The following is a 13,295-nucleotide window of genomic DNA, read 5'->3' as shown; positions in this document are numbered from 1 at the left end:
GCCTCAGCGAGCGACGGCGACGAGCACGACTGCGGCGACCGCGGCGAGCACGGCCAGAGCCGTCGCGAAGGGTCTCCACCCCGGCGCACCGGCGAGCAGGACCGTGACGAGGCCGCCGAACACCGCGGTGACGGCGAGCGCGACGTCCCAGGCGCCGAAGAGCCAGATCGAGGCGAGCAGCAGGCCGGCGGCCACGCCCAGCAGCGCGCCCGGGAGCGGTCCGGGCGGCGGACGGTCCGGGACTGGTCGTTCGCGCACGAGTCGATCATGCCCGGCCGGCCGATCCGCAACCGGCACCCGCCCAGCTAGGCGAGCGGCGCCTTCAGGGACAGGCGTACGGCGTGCCGCTCCCCCGCCACGTCGACCTCGTGGGTGCCGGCCGCGAGCCAGTCGGCCGTGACCGGGCCGCCCGCGCGCAGGAGGGCCAGACCGACGCAGGACCCGACGGTCTCGCCCCAGGCGGCGCTGGTGACCTGGCCGACCGGCGACCCGTCGCGCAGCACCAGCTCGCCGCCCCAGAGCATCGGCTCGGGTGACTCGACGACCAGCGACACCACCCGGCGACGCGGGCCGCCGGCAGCGAGCACCTCGCGGTGCTCCACCAGCGCTGTGCGGCCCAGGAAGTCCTTGGCACCCTCGAGCGCGGTGGCGAAGACCAGGCCCGCCTCGACCGGCCCGACGTCGGGCGTGAGCTCGCGGCCGAAGGCGCGGTAGCCCTTCTCGAGGCGGAGCGACTCGATCGCGTAGTAGCCGGCGGGCACGGCACCTCCGCCCGTCAGCAGGTCGTGGACGGCGAGGGCGTCGGCGACCGGGACCATCAGCTCCCAACCGAGCTCGCCGACGTACGTCATCCGGGTCGCCCGCAGCCGGACGCCGCCCAGGGCGATCTCCTGGCTGGTGGCGAACGGGAAGGCCGCGTCGCCGAGGTCGGCATCGGTGAGCGGTGTCAGGAGGTCGCGGGACGCGGGACCCATCACGCCGAGGACGGAGAAGCCCTCGGTCACGTCGCGGGCGACGACGCCACCTCCGTGCCGCCTGATCCAGTCGAGGTCGCGGATCGTCGTCGCCGAGCTGGAGACGAGCAGGAACCCGTCGGGCGAGGTGCGGGTGACCGTCAGGTCGGCCTCGTAGGTGCCGCGCCCGTTGAGGAACGGCGTGTAGACGCAGCCGCCGACCGGCACGTCGACGTCGGCCGCGCAGATCCACTGCAACGCCTCGAGCGCGCCCGGGCCCGACACGACGTACTTCGAGAACGACGTCTGGTCGAAGACGGCGACCGCCCCGCGGGTCGCCCGCTGCTCGGCGGCCGACCACGGCAGCCAGGACGGCTTGCCCCAGGAGTACTCGAGCGACGAGACGGGCGGACCGAAGACGTTCGGCCGCTCCCAGCCCATCCGGGTGCCGAAGAGCGCGCCGGCGGCGGCCAGGCGCTCGTGCACCGGCGACGTCCGCTGCGGGCGGGCGGTCTCCAGCTCGCGGTTGGGCCACGGGATCGCGTAGTGCAGGCCGAGCACCTCGGCGACGCGGGCGCGCAACCACCGGTTGTCGGCGTGGAACGGCGCGAACCGGCGTACGTCGACGCCGACCAGGTCGTCCTGCGGCTCCCCGGCGACGATCCACTCCGCGAGCGCGCGTCCCGCCCCACCGGCCGACGCGATGCCGACCGAGTTGAAGCCCGCGCCCACGAAGAAGCCGTCGAGCTCGGGCGCCTCCCCCAGTAGGAACTGGTTGTCCGGCGTGAACGACTCCGGGCCGTTGTAGAACTTCCTGATGCCCGTCTCGTCCAGTGCCGGGATGCGCAGCAGCGCCTCGTCCATGAGCACCGAGAAGTGCTCCCAGTCCTCGGCCAGCAGCTGGAACTCGAAGGGGTACGGCAGGTCGTCGGGCGATCGCCAGGGCTTCGCCTCGGGCTCGAAGCCGCCGACCACGAGGCCGCCGGTCTCCTCCTTGAAGTACGTCCAGCCGTCCGGGTCGCGCATGATCGGCAGGTCGGGGTGCACGCCCGCGACGGCCTCGGTGACGACGTAGAAGTGCTCCGCCGAGTGCAGCGGCACGGTCACGCCGACCAGGTCACCGAGCGCCTTGGCCCACTGTCCGGCACAGTTCACGACCACCTCGGCCTCGACCGCGCCCTGGTCCGTGCGGACGCCGGTCACCCGCCGTCCACGCGGCGTCTCGGCCACGTCGAAGCCGGTCACCCGGACTCGCTCCGCGATCCGGGCGCCGCGCTGGCGGGCGCCCTTCGCCAGCGACTGCGTGACGTCGGCCGGGTTGACCTTGCCGTCGCCGGGCAGCCAGATCGCGCCGAGCAGGTCGTCGGTGCGCATCGCCGGCCAGATCTCGCCGGCCCGCGCGGGCGAGACCAGCTCGCAGTCCATGTCGTACGCCGTGGCGTTGGCCGCCGTGCGGGCGAGCTGGACCATCCGGTCGGGGGTCCGGGCCACGACCAGGCCGCCCACGTTGCGGTAGCCCGTCGCCAGGCCCGTCTCGGCCTCGAGCGCGGCGTAGAGCTCGGCGGAGTACTGCACCAGCCGGGTCCCGCTCTCCGAGGCGCGCAGCGGCCCGACCAGCCCGGCCGCGTGCCAGGTGGTGCCGCACGACAGCGTCCCTTGCTCGAGCAGCAGCACGTCGGTCCAGCCGAGCCTCGTCAGGTGGTAGGCGACGGACGTGCCGATCACCCCGCCGCCGACGATCACGACCTGGGCACGAGAAGGGAGATCAGCCACGGGCTACATCTTCCAGCAGGCCGGTGAGGGCCGGCCCCCGGAAGGTCGCCACCGCCTTGTCGTAGCGCTCCATGCCCCACCCGTGGAAGTCGTAGTCGATCGGGCTGGCGGCCGCCTGGATGAAACCCCAGAGCGACCAGCCGTACTCGCTGCAGAGCATCTGCAGCCGCACCCGGGCGAGGTCGGCCCGGGTCGGGCTGCCGAAGTACGCCTCGGCGTAGGCCTCGACCTGCTCGGGGGTGAAGTCGCACTCGGTGGCGGTGTTGCCCAGCTCGAAGCAGGCGTCGTTGTTGCCGGAGTACTCATAGTCGATCAGCCGGCAGCGCTCGCCGTCGTCGATGAAGTTGGCCGCGAGCAGGTCGTTGTTGCACGGCACGGTCGGTCGCGGTGACCTCGCCAGCGCCCGCCGTACGTCGGACCAGGCGTCGGCGTGGTCGTCGTAGCCCTGGGGCAATGCGTAGCCGCGCTCCTTCACCGTCGTCAGGTAGGCCTCCTGGCGGGTGAACATGTCGAAGTCGCCGGTGAACCGCGGGCCGGCGTGCAGCTCCCGGGTCGCCAGCGCGGCTCGGGCCAGGACCCCCGGGTCGGCGAAGTCGGCGTTCTCCAGCGCCTCGCCCTGGAGGAAGCCGATCACCAGCATCGCGAGGTCGGGCCGGTACTCGACGACCTCCGCACCCACCCCGGCGTCGTACGCCGTCGCCGTGTTGGCGGCCTCGGCGTCGCGGTCGATGCCGAGCAGCTCGGCGTCGCCCTGCGACCAGCGCACCACCACGTCGAGCCCGTCGGCCGTCGTGACGTGGAGGTTGATGTTGGTCAGGCCGCCGGGCAGCTCCTGGACGCGCCAGGACCGCCCCGCCAGGCAGGCGAGGCGGTCCAGCGGTGCGTCGGTCACTCAGACGTCGAATGCCTGGACGACGGCATCGTCGATCGTGTGGACGGGGCCGGTGAACCACTTGCTCGCGGACACCAACCACCAGATCGCGATGACCAGCAGCACGCCCACGGTCATGACCGGGGCGTAGTTGACGCTCGCCCAGTCGAACTCGTCGCGCCACGGCGCGCCGTACGGCGTGGTGGGCAGCATCAGCATGATGCCCACCACGACGATCTCGATGACGGCGATCGGGTTCATCCACTTGTACTTGCTGCCGTTGTTCCAGCTGCCGACCTCGAAGCTGTCGCCCTTCCTCCAGCGCAGGAAGATCGGGATGGCGAAGGAGAAGTAGAGACCGATGACCGACACGGACGTGACGGCGTAGAACGCGGTCGGGATCCCGTTGACGGACTTCAGGGCCGGCAGCGTGATGATGCCGCCGACGACCGCCGCGCAGATGACCGCGTTGGCCGGGGTCCTGTTCGCGTTGACCTTGGACCAGAATCGCGAGCCCGGGACCGCGCGGTCCCGGCTGAAGGCGAACATCATCCGTGAGGTCGACGTCAGGCAGGCCGTCGCGCAGAACAGCTGCGCGCAGGCGGAGATGAAGAGCAACGTGCCCGCCCAGTTGGCACCGAGGGAGGCGTCGAACACGTAGGCGACGCCACCGGCTGGGATGCTCGCGTAGTCGGGCTGGCCGTCGACCTTCGGGATCGCGAACGTGACGGCGAGCAGCAGGAGGTAGCCGCCGACCGCCGAGTAGAAGATCGACCTCCAGATGCCCTGCGCCGCCGCCTTCGCCGCCCCCTGAGTCTCCTCGGAGAGGTGGACCGAGGCGTCGAACCCGGTGATCGTGTACTGGGTCAGGATGAAGCCGAACGGGATGATCACGAACCAGAACGCCATCGTGCCGGTCGATCCGTCCGACCACCCGGACCCGTTGAACTTGTCGGTGAAGACCTGGGAGACGCTCAGGTGGTCGTCGGGGACGAAGAGCAGGACGCCGATCAGCACCGCTGCGCCGACGACGTGCCACCACACGGAGATGTTGTTGATCAGCGCGAGGAGGTGGCTGGAGAAGATGTTGATCACGGTGATGAGGGCCAGGATCACCACGAAGAACACGAAGATCCGGTTGAGCGAGAAGGCGTCGTACAAGCCCCACTCGAGGAAGGTCAGCTCGAAGAACGTGGCACAGCCGTAGGCGACCGAGGCGGTCACCGCGATGAGGCCGATGAGGTTGAGCCAGCCGGTGAAGAAGCCCGCGGCCGGCCCGCCGAGCTTGGAGGCCCAGTAGTAGATGCCGCCCGAGGTCGGCATGGCCGACACCAGCTCCGACATCGTGAAACCGATGATCAGGATGAACGCCGAGATGATCGGCCAGGACCACGAGATCGAGATCGGCCCGCCGTTCGAGATGCCCGCCCCATAGGTGGTCAGACAGCCGGCGAGGATCGAGATGATCGAGAACGAGATCGCGAAGTTCGAGAAGCCGGACCAGGAGCGGGAGAGCTCCTGCTTGTAACCCAGCTTCGCGAGGTGCTTCTCGTCCTCGCTGAGCTCCGGGGCCGGGTGAGTCGGGACCGGCTCGTGTGCTTCGGGCATCAGGCACCTTCCGGGGGTGATCGTGCGAATGTGAACCGGACGCTAGACCCGCCCCGTTCGGGGTGTCCATAGCCCATCGTAAAATTGGTATGAACTCAGACCATTGACCTCATTGACACCACCCCGCGTCGATCCCAAGGATTGAGCCCATGACCGCGTCGCACGAGCACTCCCTCTCGGAGCTCCCCGAGGCGGTCCTCAGGCCGGTGCGCGGGCACCACGCGTTCGAGGCCTGCGTCGAGCAGCTGGCGACCGCGATCCGGCTCGGCGTCTACCCGCTCGGCACGACGTTGCCGCCGGAGCGCGAGCTCGCCGTGATGCTCCGCGTCTCGCGGGCCACCCTGCGCGAGGCGATGGCCGCCCTGCGCGAGGCCGGACTGGTCGAGACGACCCGCGGCCGAGGCGGCGGCACCGTGGTGACGCTGAAGCCGAGGACGCCGTCGGCACGGGCGGCGGCGCGGGTGTCGCCCGAGCGGCGCCGGGACTGGCTGGACGCGCTCGAGTACCGCCGGATCGTCGAGCCCGGAGCGGCCTACGTCGCCGCCGCGCTCGAGCTGTCCGACGCGCGTCGTGCGCAGCTCGAGGAGGCGCACGCCGCCGTCATCGACGCCCCCAAGCCGGCTGCGCACCGCCAGGCCGACTCGCGCCTGCATCTCACGATCGCCTCGCTCGCCGACTCACCGCGGCTGATCGAGGCCGTCACCTCGGTGCAGGCGACCCTGCACGAGATGCTGCTCGCCATCCCCGTGCTCCAGGCCAACATCGCGCACTCCGACCGCCAGCACGCGGTCGTGGTCAAGGCGATCCTGGCCGGGGACGCGGACCGCGCCCGCCGGGCGATGGAGGAACACTGCGACGACACAGCCGCGCTGCTGCGCGGCCTGGTGGGATAGGAAGCCATGGCCCAGGACACGGACCTCCGCAACAACAGGCATCTGTCGATGAAGCAGCTGGTCGACCGGATCGAGGTCGGGAAGGTCGACACGGTCGTGGTCGCCTTCACCGACATGCAGGGCCGGCTGCAGGGCAAGCGCCTGCACGGGCGCTACTTCGTCGACCACGTCGTCGGGCACGGCACCGAGGGCTGCAACTACCTGCTCGCGGTCGACGTCGACATGAACACCGTCGACGGCTACGCCATCTCCTCGTGGGAGAAGGGCTACGGCGACATGGAGTTCGTGCTCGACGAGCGCACGATCCGGCTGCTCACCCACCTGCCTGCGACCGCGATGGTGCAGTGCGACCTGGTCTGGCCCGACCACTCCCCCGTCGTCCAGTCACCGCGGGCGATCCTGCAGAAGCAGCTCGACCGGGTCGCCGAGCGCGGCTGGACGGCGCTGTCCGGCACCGAGCTCGAGTTCATCGCCTTCGACACGACGTACGAGCAGGCCCACCTCGACAACTACCGGCACCTCACCCCGGTCAACCAGTACAACGTCGACTACTCGATCCTCGGCACCACCCGCGTCGAGCCGCTGCTGCGGTCGATCCGCAACCACATGTACGACGCGGGGCTCGACGTCGAAGGCGCGAAGGGTGAGTGCAACTTCGGCCAGCACGAGATCGGCTTCCTGTACGCCGAGGCGATGACGACCGCCGACAACCACGCGGTCTACAAGACCGCCGCCAAGGAGATCGCCGCCCAGCAGGGCAAGGCGATCACGTTCATGGCCAAGTACGACGAGCGTGAGGGCAGCTCGTGCCACATCCACCTGTCGCTGCGCGGCACGGACGGTGAGCTGGTGTTCTGGGACGAGGACAAGGGCGAGCGGACGCCGCTCTACGACAGCTTCGTCGCGGGCGTGCTGGCGACCATCGCGGACTTCACGCTGCTCTACGCGCCGAACATCAACTCCTACAAGCGCTTCGCGGACGGGTCGTTCGCGCCCAACACGATCGCCTGGGGCCTGGACAACCGCACCTGCGCCCTCCGCCTGGTCGGCCGCGGCGCCGGTGCCCGGATGGAGAACCGGGTCCCCGGTGGCGACGTGAACCCCTACCTCGCCCTGGCCGCGATGGTCGCCGGCGGGATGCACGGCATCGAGAACGAGCTCGAGCTCGAGGAGCCGCTGGTCGGCAACGCCTACAGCTCGGGGCGACCGAAGGTGCCGTCGACGATGCCGGCGGCCCGCGAGATCTTCGCCTCGTCCGCGATCGCCCGGGCCGCCCTGGGCGACGAGGTCGTCGACCACTACGTCAACATGGCCGACGTGGAACTGGCGTCCTACAACGCCGCCGTCACCGACTGGGAGCTGCGCCGCGGCTTCGAAAGGCTCTGATGTCCGACACCTACACCGTCATCAACCCGGCGACCGCCCGCCCGGTCACCGACGTGCACCTCGCCTCGGTCGCCGAGACCGACGTCGCCATCGAGCGCGCCCAGGAGGCCTTCGGCTCGTGGCGGCGGGTCGCCCCCGGTGACCGGGCGGCGCTCCTGCGCCGCTTCGCGTCGGTGGTCGACGACCACATCGAGGAGCTCGCCGAGCTGGAGGTCCGCAACGCGGGCCACACGTGGGGCAACGCCCGCTGGGAGGCAGGCAACGTCCGCGACTGCCTCAACTACTACTCGGCGGCCCCCGAGCGGCTCTTCGGACGCCAGATCCCGGTGCCCGGCGGGGTCGACATCACGTTCCGCGAGCCGCTCGGCGTCGTCGGCATCATCGTGCCGTGGAACTTCCCGATGCCGATCGCGGGCTGGGGCTTCGCGCCCGCGCTGGCGGCCGGCAACACGGTCGTGCTCAAGCCTGCGGAGCTCACCCCGCTCACCGCGATCCGCCTGGGCGAGCTCGCCCTCGAGGCCGGGCTGCCCGAGCACGTGCTCACCGTCATCCCGGGCCAGGGCTCCGTGGTGGGCGAGCGGTTCGTGACCCACCCGCTCGTGCGCAAGATCGTCTTCACCGGCTCGACCGCGGTGGGCAAGAAGATCATGGCCGGCTGCGCCGACCAGGTGAAGCGGCTCACCCTCGAGCTGGGTGGCAAGAGCTCCAACATCGTCTTCGCCGACGCGGACATCGACGCGGCGGCGGCGACGGCGCCGTACGCCGTCTTCGACAACGCCGGTCAGGACTGCTGCGCCCGCTCGCGGATCCTGGTGGAGCGCTCGGCGTACGACGAGTTCCTCAGCAAGCTCGAGCCCGCCGTCACCGGCATGCGGGTCCTCGACCCGACCGACGAGTCGAGCGAGATGGGCCCGCTGATCTCGGCGCGCCAGAAGGAGACCGTCACCGGCTTCCTCCACGAGGTCGACGTGGCCTTCGCCGGCTCGACACCCGGCGGCGACGGCTTCTGGGTGCCCCCCAGCGTGGTCACCACCGAGGACGCCGAGGCCCGGATCTGGCGCGAGGAGGTCTTCGGGCCGGTGGTCGCGGTGATGCCCTTCGACGACGAGGAGCACGTGATCGCCCTCGCCAACGACACGGAGTACGGCCTGTCCGGATCGATCTACACCAACGACCTGGGCCGGGGCCTCCGGGTGGCCCGCGCGGTCGAGAGCGGCAACCTCAGCGTCAACTCGCACTCCGCGGTGCGCTACTGGACCCCGTTCGGCGGCTACAAGCAGTCCGGCCTCGGCCGAGAGCTCGGTCCGGACGCCCCCATGGCGTTCACCGAGGAGAAGAACGTCTTCATCGCCCACTAGGTCTCGATACGACCAACGAACGGAGAGAAATGGCAGGCAGGATTCAGGACCGGGTCGCGGTCGTCACCGGCGGCTGCTCGGGCATCGGCCTGGCGACGGTCCAGCGCTTCGTCGAGGAGGGCGCGAAGGTCGTCATCGGCGACATCGACGACCAGCGCGGGCACGAGCTGGTCGGGCAGCTCGGCGGCGCCGACATCGCGACGTACGTGCATGTCGACGTCACCAGCAAGGAGGAGGTCGACGCGCTCTTCAAGACCGCGAAGGACACCTACGGGTCGGTCGACATCGCGTTCAACAACGCCGGCATCAGCCCGCCCGACGACGACTCGATCCTCGACACCGAGCTCGACGCCTGGCGCCGGGTGCAGGAGGTCAACCTGACCAGCGTCTACCTGTGCTGCAAGGCCGCCCTCCCCTACATGATCGAGCAGGGCAAGGGCTCGATCATCAACACCGCCTCGTTCGTCGCGGTGATGGGCGCGGCGACGTCGCAGATCTCCTACTCCGCCTCGAAGGGCGGGGTGCTCTCGATGACCCGCGAGCTCGGCGTGCAGTTCGCCCGTCAGGGGGTGCGCGTCAACGCGCTCTGCCCCGGGCCGGTCAACACGCCCCTCCTCCAGGAGCTCTTCGCCAAGGACGCCGAGCGGGCCGCGCGCCGGCTCGTGCACGTGCCGATGGGCCGCTTCGGCGAGCCCGAGGAGATGGCCGCGGCCGTGCTGTTCCTGGCCTCCGACGACTCGTCGTTCATGACCGCGAGCACGTTCCTCGTCGACGGCGGCATCTCCGGCGCCTACGTCACGCCCCTCTGACGTGGCCGCACCGCTGATCGGCCTGACCACCTACCGCGAGGACGCGGCGTGGGGCGTGTGGCACCAGCGCGCCGACCTGCTGCCCGCGCAGTACGCCGACGCCGTCGAGGCCACCGGCGGCGTGCCGGTGCTGCTCGCGCCGGTCGGCCAGTCCGGCGCGGCCGATGCGGTGGTCGCCCGGCTCGACGGGCTCGTCATCAGCGGCGGCGCCGACGTCGACCCGGGCCGGTACGGCGCAGCCCCGCACCCCCGGACGGCCGCGTGGCGGCCCGACCGGGACGCCTGGGAGTCGGCGCTGCTCGACGCCGCCGAAGCGGTCGGCCTGCCGGTGCTGGGCGTGTGCCGCGGCATGCAGGTGATGGCCGTGCACGCCGGCGGCAGCCTCGACCAGCACCTGCCCGACCTGGTCGCCCACGAGCAGCACAGCCCGGGCGGTGACGAGTTCGGCGCCGTCGAGGTCACCACCACGACCGGCACCCGGGTCGCGGGGCTGGTCGGCGACCGGCTGAGCGTCAACTGCCACCACCACCAGTCGGTGCGCGACCACCCCGGCTACGTCGCGGCGGCGCACGCCGCCGACGGCACGCTCGAGGCGATGGAGGCGCCGGGCGACCGGTTCAGCGTCGGCGTCCAGTGGCACCCCGAGACGGCAGCCGACGTCGGCCTGCTGGCCGGCCTGGTCCGGGCTGCCGCCGCCTACGCTGGGACTCGATGAACCGACACGAGCGCGTCCTGGTCAGCGCGCACCGCTGCCTGACGCGGGCCGACGTCGAACGCGCGCTCGCGCTCGACGTCGACTTCGTGGAGTTCGACGTGCAGCGGTGCGGGGACGGCACCTTCGTGCTGTTCCACAACGCCGTCGTCGACATCGACGGGACCGACGTACCGCTCGCCGACCTGACCCTGGACCAGCTCTTCGCAGTCGTTCCCGACGTGCTGCTCTACGACGAGCTGCTCGGCCTCCTCGCCGGCACCGGCAAGCGGGCGCACCTCGACCTCAAGTTCGTCTCCCCCGACGCTGCCTACGAGCTCACCAGCACGACGTACGAGGTCGCGGCTGCGGCTCGCGCGGTGCAGCGGCTCGGCTCGTCGAACCTGGTGGTGACCACCCTCGACGACCGCTCGGTCAAGGCGGTCCGCGACTGGGCCGACGTGCTCGGGCACGACCTCCTCGTGGGCCTGTCGCTCGGTCGCGGCGTCACCGGCTTCCCGGTGTGGCGGCAGATCAAGGTGCGGGCCTCGGAGGTGTGGCCGCACGTGCGCTACCGCCAGTCCCGCGCCAACGTCGTGGTCGCGCACCACTGGTTGGCACGGATGGGCGTGGCGCGGTTCGCGCGCCGGCGGCGGTTGCCGCTGCTCGTGTGGACGGTGAACACCGAGGACTCGCTGCGGCACTGGCTCCGGCCGGGCCGGGCCTGGCTGGTGACCACGAACGAGCCGGAGCTCGCGCTCCGGGTCCGTGCTGAAAGACTTGTCCCATGAGCATCGGTGCCTTCGACCAGCTCGTCCCCGACGTCCTGGGCGAGCCCTACCTCGCCGAGACGATCGGGCTGCCGCCCGACGACGAGGGCGCAGTCGTCGCGACCCTCGTCGTACGACGTGCGGCCGAGCCGACCACCCGCGCGGTCCTCTACGTGCACGGGTTCGCCGACTACTTCTTCCAGACGGCCTACGCCGAGTGGTGGAACGAGCGCGGCTACGACTTCTACGCGATCGACCTGCGCAAGTACGGCCGCTCCCTGAGACCCCACCAGACCCCCAACTTCGTCACGGACCTGCGCGAGTACTTCCCCGACCTCGACGCCGCCTGGCACCGGGTGACGGAGCGGGACGGCCACGACCACGTCGTGATGAGCGCCCACTCGACCGGCGGCCTGATCGTGTCGCTCTGGGCCAACGAGCGTCAGCCCGGCCTCGCCGGGATGGTGCTCAACTCCCCCTGGCTCGACATGCAGGGCGGCGCCCTGGTCCGCACCGTCGGCACCACGGTCCTGAAGCGGGTCGGCGCGCGCCGGCCGCGCCGCGAGATCCCGCGCAAGGTCGACGGTTTCTACACCCGGGGCCTCCACGCCGAGCACGACGGCGAGTGGGACTTCAACCTGGAGTGGAAGCCGATCGCGTCGTGGCCGGTGTACGCCGGGTGGCTGCGCGCGATCCGTCTCGGCCACCACGAGCTGCACCGCGGACTCGAGGTCGGCTGCCCGGTCCTGGTGCTCTCCTCGGGCGACACCCGGTGGCCCACGGAGATGGGCGAGGACGTGCACGCCTACGACATCGTGCTCGAGGTGCCCCAGATCCGGCGCTGGGCGGTCGCCCTGGGCCGGCACGTCACCTACGTCGCGATCCACGGCGCGCGCCACGACGTGGTGCTCTCCCTGCCCGAGCCGCGGGCGCAGGCGTACGACGAGATCGCCCGCTGGGTGTCGGCGTACGTCGACTGAGCCGGGCCGTCAGAACGGCGGGCCGTCGAACCTCTCCCGGGTCACGAACTCCTCGACCGGGTTGCGGCGCAGCTTCGTGAGCACCTTGACCGGCTTGCCGAGCGGGATCACCGCTGCGACGGCGTACTGATCCGGGATCCCCAACAGTCCGCGCACGGCCGGCTCGGCCGGGGCCATCATCGTCGTGATGGTGCCGCCGAAGCCCTCGTTGCGCGCCGCGAGCAGGATGTTCCACGCCAGGGGGTAGACCGAGGCGCCGCTGATCACGCCGACCCGGTCGAGGTCCTGGTCCGTCGAGGCGACGACGCCGAGGTCGAGGCACACGACGAGCACGACCGGCGCGGTGAGCACGGGCTCGGTGAAGCTCTCGGGCACGTCGGTCGCCGCGATCTCCTCCGGCGTGGGGATCGGCGGCTCGAGGCTGTTCCACGGGCTCTGGCCCGCCTTGGCCTGGGCGACGTAGCGGCGCACGGTGGGGCCGTACAGCTCGACGAGCGACTCCCGGGTGCCCTGGTCGGTCACGACGATCACGTGCGTCCCCTGGCGGTTGCCGCCGCTCGGCGCGAACCGCGCGTTGTCGAGGATCCGGCGCAGGGTCTCGTCGGGCAACGGGTCGTCGGTGAACTCCCGGACCGCCGGGGTCGTGCGCATCACGTCGTAGAGGTCCATACGTCGAGCCTGTCACGGAACAGGTGAGCAGCGCACCGCTAACGTGCTCGCCATGAACCCTGTGATCGGACTCTCCCTCGGCCGGATCGCGGTCGGCACCCTCGCCGTCGCGAACCCCGACCTCGCCGCGAAGGCCTTCCAGCTCGACGCCGCGGCCAACCCGCAGCTGTCCTACGTCACCCGGCTCTTCGGCATCCGCGAGATCGCCCTCGGGCTGGTCACCCTGCTGGTCCGGGGCAAGACCCGCCGCAACCTCGCGCTGGTCGGCATCGCGGTCGACGCGGGTGACGCCGCGACCGGCTACCTGGCGATGAAGGACGGCACGATCTCGAAGAAGACCGCCTTCACCCTCATCGGCCCCGCCGCCGGTGCCGTCGGCTCCGGGCTGTCGGGCCTGCGCCGGGGCTGACCCGGGTGGCCACCCGCCGTTGATCGACCAGGTCGCCCTGCGGCCGTGTCGAGACCCCCGCAGCCACCGGTGGTTGAGGAAGGCGCGCTAGCGCCTGTCGCGACACCCCCGGCCCACCGGTGGTT

The 13,295-nt window shown here is 71.1% G+C and carries 13 protein-coding genes; 8 read left to right on the top strand and 5 right to left on the bottom strand.

The window, feature by feature from the left end:
* Positions 1-3: 3 nt before the first annotated feature.
* Genes PD653B2_RS03055 through PD653B2_RS03045 form a run of 4 tightly spaced genes read right to left on the bottom strand, consistent with a single transcriptional unit; the run spans position 4 to position 5,205 of the window.
* Positions 4-258: a hypothetical protein gene (locus PD653B2_RS03055; RefSeq protein WP_085870860.1), complete on the bottom strand. Its 255-nt coding sequence runs from the start codon at positions 256-258 to the stop codon at positions 4-6.
* Between the two features lie 47 nt (positions 259-305).
* The gene (locus tag PD653B2_RS03050) at positions 306-2,726 is read right to left on the bottom strand and encodes a GcvT family protein (protein ID WP_085870859.1); all 2,421 of its coding nucleotides are present in this window, start codon (positions 2,724-2,726) and stop codon (positions 306-308) included.
* Positions 2,719-3,618 (bottom strand): choline kinase family protein, encoded by a 900-nt coding sequence (locus PD653B2_RS24175; protein WP_089503872.1) that lies wholly within the window; start codon positions 3,616-3,618, stop codon positions 2,719-2,721. Before PD653B2_RS24175 ends, PD653B2_RS03050 begins: the two co-directional genes overlap by 8 nt.
* On the bottom strand, positions 3,619-5,205 hold the full coding sequence (locus PD653B2_RS03045; RefSeq protein WP_089503871.1) for an amino acid permease: 1,587 nt from the start codon (positions 5,203-5,205) through the stop codon (positions 3,619-3,621).
* Positions 5,206-5,354: 149 nt separating this feature from the next.
* Between PD653B2_RS03045 and PD653B2_RS03040 the strand changes: the two genes are divergently transcribed.
* From PD653B2_RS03040 to PD653B2_RS03010, 7 genes are read left to right on the top strand one after another with little or no spacing between them, the layout of a single operon-like run.
* Positions 5,355-6,098 (top strand): FadR/GntR family transcriptional regulator, encoded by a 744-nt coding sequence (locus PD653B2_RS03040; RefSeq protein ID WP_085870858.1) that lies wholly within the window; start codon positions 5,355-5,357, stop codon positions 6,096-6,098.
* 6 nt (positions 6,099-6,104) lie between these two features.
* A complete protein-coding gene (locus tag PD653B2_RS03035) occupies positions 6,105-7,484 on the top strand; it encodes a glutamine synthetase family protein (RefSeq protein ID WP_085870857.1) in 1,380 nt (459 codons plus the stop codon).
* On the top strand, positions 7,484-8,842 hold the full coding sequence (locus tag PD653B2_RS03030) for an aldehyde dehydrogenase family protein (protein WP_085870856.1): 1,359 nt from the start codon (positions 7,484-7,486) through the stop codon (positions 8,840-8,842). The genes PD653B2_RS03035 and PD653B2_RS03030 overlap by 1 nt, the downstream gene beginning before the upstream one ends.
* 29 nt (positions 8,843-8,871) lie before the next feature.
* Complete coding sequence (locus tag PD653B2_RS03025; RefSeq protein ID WP_085870855.1) at positions 8,872-9,651, top strand: 3-oxoacyl-ACP reductase; 780 nt, start codon at positions 8,872-8,874, stop codon at positions 9,649-9,651.
* A gap of 1 nt (position 9,652) precedes the next feature.
* Positions 9,653-10,366, top strand: a complete 714-nt coding sequence (locus PD653B2_RS03020) for a gamma-glutamyl-gamma-aminobutyrate hydrolase family protein (protein WP_085870854.1) — start codon at positions 9,653-9,655, stop codon at positions 10,364-10,366.
* Positions 10,363-11,133: a glycerophosphodiester phosphodiesterase gene (locus tag PD653B2_RS03015; RefSeq protein WP_085870853.1), complete on the top strand. Its 771-nt coding sequence runs from the start codon at positions 10,363-10,365 to the stop codon at positions 11,131-11,133. The genes PD653B2_RS03020 and PD653B2_RS03015 overlap by 4 nt, the downstream gene beginning before the upstream one ends.
* Entirely contained in the window at positions 11,130-12,092 is a 963-nt protein-coding gene (locus PD653B2_RS03010) for an alpha/beta hydrolase (RefSeq protein WP_085870852.1), read from the top strand. Before PD653B2_RS03015 ends, PD653B2_RS03010 begins: the two co-directional genes overlap by 4 nt.
* 9 nt (positions 12,093-12,101) lie before the next feature.
* Here the strand turns inward: PD653B2_RS03010 and PD653B2_RS03005 are convergent, their stop codons facing one another.
* Positions 12,102-12,761, bottom strand: a complete 660-nt coding sequence (locus tag PD653B2_RS03005; RefSeq protein WP_085870851.1) for a nitroreductase family protein — start codon at positions 12,759-12,761, stop codon at positions 12,102-12,104.
* A gap of 52 nt (positions 12,762-12,813) precedes the next feature.
* On the opposite strand from PD653B2_RS03005, the gene PD653B2_RS03000 reads away from it, so the two are divergent.
* Complete coding sequence (locus PD653B2_RS03000) at positions 12,814-13,170, top strand: DUF4267 domain-containing protein (RefSeq protein ID WP_085870850.1); 357 nt, start codon at positions 12,814-12,816, stop codon at positions 13,168-13,170.
* Positions 13,171-13,295 lie beyond the last annotated feature (125 nt).

It is taken from the genome of Nocardioides sp. PD653-B2 (assembly GCF_002117935.1).
Taxonomy (GTDB): Bacteria; Actinomycetota; Actinomycetes; order Propionibacteriales; family Nocardioidaceae; genus Nocardioides.
Note: the sequence above shows the minus strand (reverse complement) of the source record. Positions and strands in the feature narration are given on the sequence as shown.

What these genes read in the sequence shown, in the direction of transcription:
- PD653B2_RS03030 (WP_085870856.1), top strand. Translation starts at nt 7,484, where the DNA reads ATGTCCGACACCTACACCGTCATCAACCCGGCGACCGCCCGCCCGGTC.
- PD653B2_RS03000 (WP_085870850.1), top strand. Translation starts at nt 12,814, where the DNA reads ATGAACCCTGTGATCGGACTCTCCCTCGGCCGGATCGCGGTCGGCACC.
- PD653B2_RS03015 (WP_085870853.1), top strand. Translation starts at nt 10,363, where the DNA reads ATGAACCGACACGAGCGCGTCCTGGTCAGCGCGCACCGCTGCCTGACG.
- PD653B2_RS03010 (WP_085870852.1), top strand. Translation starts at nt 11,130, where the DNA reads ATGAGCATCGGTGCCTTCGACCAGCTCGTCCCCGACGTCCTGGGCGAG.
- PD653B2_RS03005 (WP_085870851.1), bottom strand. Translation starts at nt 12,761, where the DNA reads ATGGACCTCTACGACGTGATGCGCACGACCCCGGCGGTCCGGGAGTTC.
- PD653B2_RS03025 (WP_085870855.1), top strand. Translation starts at nt 8,872, where the DNA reads ATGGCAGGCAGGATTCAGGACCGGGTCGCGGTCGTCACCGGCGGCTGC.
- PD653B2_RS03035 (WP_085870857.1), top strand. Translation starts at nt 6,105, where the DNA reads ATGGCCCAGGACACGGACCTCCGCAACAACAGGCATCTGTCGATGAAG.
- PD653B2_RS03040 (WP_085870858.1), top strand. Translation starts at nt 5,355, where the DNA reads ATGACCGCGTCGCACGAGCACTCCCTCTCGGAGCTCCCCGAGGCGGTC.
- PD653B2_RS03045 (WP_089503871.1), bottom strand. Translation starts at nt 5,205, where the DNA reads ATGCCCGAAGCACACGAGCCGGTCCCGACTCACCCGGCCCCGGAGCTC.